The sequence below is a fragment of the Stieleria sp. genome, from assembly GCF_041595215.1.
GTDB lineage: Bacteria > Planctomycetota > Planctomycetia > Pirellulales > Pirellulaceae > Stieleria > Stieleria magnilauensis.
This window is the reverse complement of sequence record NZ_JBFHKV010001047.1, coordinates 1-3,009: the sequence shown is the minus strand read 5'-3', so window position 1 is coordinate 3,009 and position 3,009 is coordinate 1. Positions and strand designations below refer to the sequence as shown.

Sequence of the window (3,009 nt, the reverse complement as noted above, 5' to 3'; positions counted from 1 at the left end):
GTGCTCGTGGCGCCGCAGGTCATCGGGATTGGCATTCATAGGGAAAAGTGTAACCGAATCCTTTTTCGGAATTTGGTGTCAGACGCCTGCGTTCATCTAAAGGGACGCCAGTGGTGGCTGGGATGCCGGAGTTCGGCAGCTGGCGAGTGGGTTGTGGTTTTTGCCACGTGCCGGTCGCTGACGCTTCCCGCTGGGGTGTATCCCAGCACGTGGCGTCAGCCAGTGGCGCGTGTTGACCGTGGTTTTACCGCCCGCCGGTCGCTCACGCGTCCCGCTGGCAGACCTTTCCCATGATGATGACTTGAACCTGACTGGAAACACGAGGAGAATACGATGATGACAGTGACCGAGTGCCCGACGGCGGAACGATTAAGAGCTTATTCGCTCGGGCGGTTGCCCGAGGCCGACAATGACGAGCTTTTCGAACACCTGCGTTCCTGTACCACGTGTCAAGCCGAACTGGAAACGGTCGACGACGCTGAAGACTCATTGATCAGCGAGCTGCGGGCGAGGGATCCATTGGCAAGCCTGGCCGACGAGCCCGATTGCAAGTTGGCGATGGTCAAAGCGTTGGGGGCGTTGGCCGCCGCCGATGAACTTTCCGCCACCGGGTTGCAGGACATCCCGCAGACGATCGGCGAGTACGAAATCGTCCGCTTGCTCGGCCGCGGCGGGATGGGCAAGGTGTTCTTGGCGCGGCACAACAAACTCGGTCGTCATGTCGCCGTGAAACTGCTGTCCGGTCACCGCTTGGCCGACCAACGCACCCGCGATCGTTTTGATTCCGAGATGCGCGCCATCGGCCAGCTGAGCCACCCCAATATTCTGACCGCGCATGATGCTCGCGAAGTGGACGGGACGGCGGTTTTGGTGACCGAGTACATCGACGGACTGGACCTGGGCGAGCTGGTCGCAAAACACGGTCCGGTCTCCGTCGCGGATGCCTGCGAGGTCATTCGCAAGGTCGCCGCGGCGCTGCAGTACACCAGCGACCAAGGGTTTGTCCATCGCGATGTCAAACCGTCCAACATCATGATCAGCCGCGATGGCCAAGTGAAGTTGTTGGACCTGGGGCTGGCACGCTACCAATCCGGCCGGGAGCAGGAATTGACTGCGGCGGGACAGGCGATCGGGACGGCGGATTATGCTTCACCGGAACAGGTGACCGACGGTCGTGAGGTGGATTGCCGATCGGACATCTATTCGCTCGGATGCACCCTGTTCAAACTGCTCTCGGGTAATGCGCCCTTTGCGGATCAGACGCACCAAACGGTGTTCGCCAAGATGACCGCCCAGGTCAGCGAGACGCCGCCGAGTCTCGCCGATCGGGTTCCAAATTGTCCGCCGGCGCTCGTGCGTCTGGTCGATTCGATGTTGGCCAAGGATCCGGCCAGACGTCCACAATCACCCGGCGAGGTCGCGGCGAAGTTGGCGACATGGTCCGCCGGGCATGACTTGGTTCGCCTAGTTGAAGATGCCGTCGCATTGGAAGCCAAGACCCAGCCGTTACCGCAGTCGACGACGACGCAATGCAAACCGTGGTATCGACGTCCGGTTCCCATCACGACGGCGATCGCGTCGGGGTTCCTGGGGGTGTTGCTCGGGTTGCTGATGGGATTGTTCATCAAAATCACGTTCCCCGACGGAACCGTGTTCCAAGCGCCCCTGGATGGGGCCAAGGTGGAGGTGTTGCGAGACGATGACGCCAGCGACGCGGACTCCGCTGACGCTGCCAAGCCCGCAACTCCCGAAGGACCTGCCGACCGACTCGGAGCCCTACAGAACGATGTGCTGGAAACACTCTCGGGACTTTGGCTGCTGACCGCGTATGACGTACCCAACCGCGTGGTGCCCGAAGGCATGTTGTTTGCCATTGACCAGGCCGAGTTCTATGCGGTCACCAAAAAAGATGCTCAGACCGATTGGCAAGTTTCCGCGGGCAAGATCACCAGGCTGCAAAAGGACCAGTCCGGGCTGCACCTGACCATGGCTGATCAAGGCACGGGCAATGTCATCCCGGTGACGTGCCGATTCCCGGATCCAAACACGATGGTGATCGGGTTTGATCCATTCCTCCGTACCCCGGAAATGCCGTTTCAGGGAACACTTCAGAGCGAAGGAGGCATTCCACGCGAATACCGTTTCAAGAGACTGGGAAGCTTGGCCGAGATCGATGCCATGCCGCGGCCCACAGGATCGGACGATGCCAAGGCGCTTGCGATGATTCAACAGTTGAGGAAAAAAGGCGCCGATCAGTTTGTCGCTCCGAAAAGAAGGAACGCTTCGGAGATCACCCCGCAGACCCGTTTGCTTAATCAGCTCAAGCAAATCGGAGTCGCGTTTCACAATTTCCATGCCGTCTACCGCAAATTTCCCGGCTCGGTCAATCTGCGCGAAGGCTCGGTGGGTGACCGAAACCAAACGATTCAGCCTTTCAGCTGGCGCGTCGCCATCTTGCCCTTTATTGAGGGGAACGCCTTGTTCGAGCAGTACAAGTTTGATGAGCCCTGGAACAGCGAAAACAATCTCAAACTGCTCGATCAAATGCCGGAAGTCTATCGCAGCCCCAACGCACCCGAAGACCTACCCAGCGGTCACACGAATTACCTCGGCTATGCCACCGGGAACAGTGCGCTCGGAACCGAAGGCGGAGTTGGATTGCGTGAGTTCCTTGATGGAACCAGCAACACGCTGCTCGTGATCGAATCGAAGCACAGCGTGCCGTGGACCAAGCCGGAGGACTTGAGCTGGGATCAAGAGGCGGAGTTCTTTGAACCGTTGACCTACCTGATGGCCGACGGCAGCGTGCACACGATGGAGAAGCTCGATCGGGAGTTGCTCAAAAAGCTGATCACCCGCGACGGCGGCGAGGTGTTTGCTCGTTGAGGAGGGGGGGTGGGGATGGCAGAAAAACGTGGGGCAGAAAAATGAAGAGAATTAGACAGGAAAAGTGGTGACAAGAAAATGAAATCACGGCACTATTTTCCTGTCACCCATTTTCTTGTCTTT

Annotated in this window: 1 protein-coding gene; it reads left to right on the top strand. The window is 58.9% G+C overall.

Annotated features, from left to right (window positions below; genetic code table 11):
* The first annotated feature begins 333 nt into the window (after positions 1 to 333).
* Positions 334 to 2,886, top strand: a complete 2,553-nt coding sequence (locus tag ABX749_RS27830; RefSeq protein ID WP_372898900.1) for a protein kinase — start codon at positions 334 to 336, stop codon at positions 2,884 to 2,886.
* The last annotated feature ends 123 nt before the right edge of the window (positions 2,887 to 3,009 follow it).

Coding starts and splice junctions, on each gene's coding strand:
- ABX749_RS27830 (WP_372898900.1), top strand. CDS start 334: ATGATGACAGTGACCGAGTGCCCGACGGCGGAACGATTAAGAGCTTAT.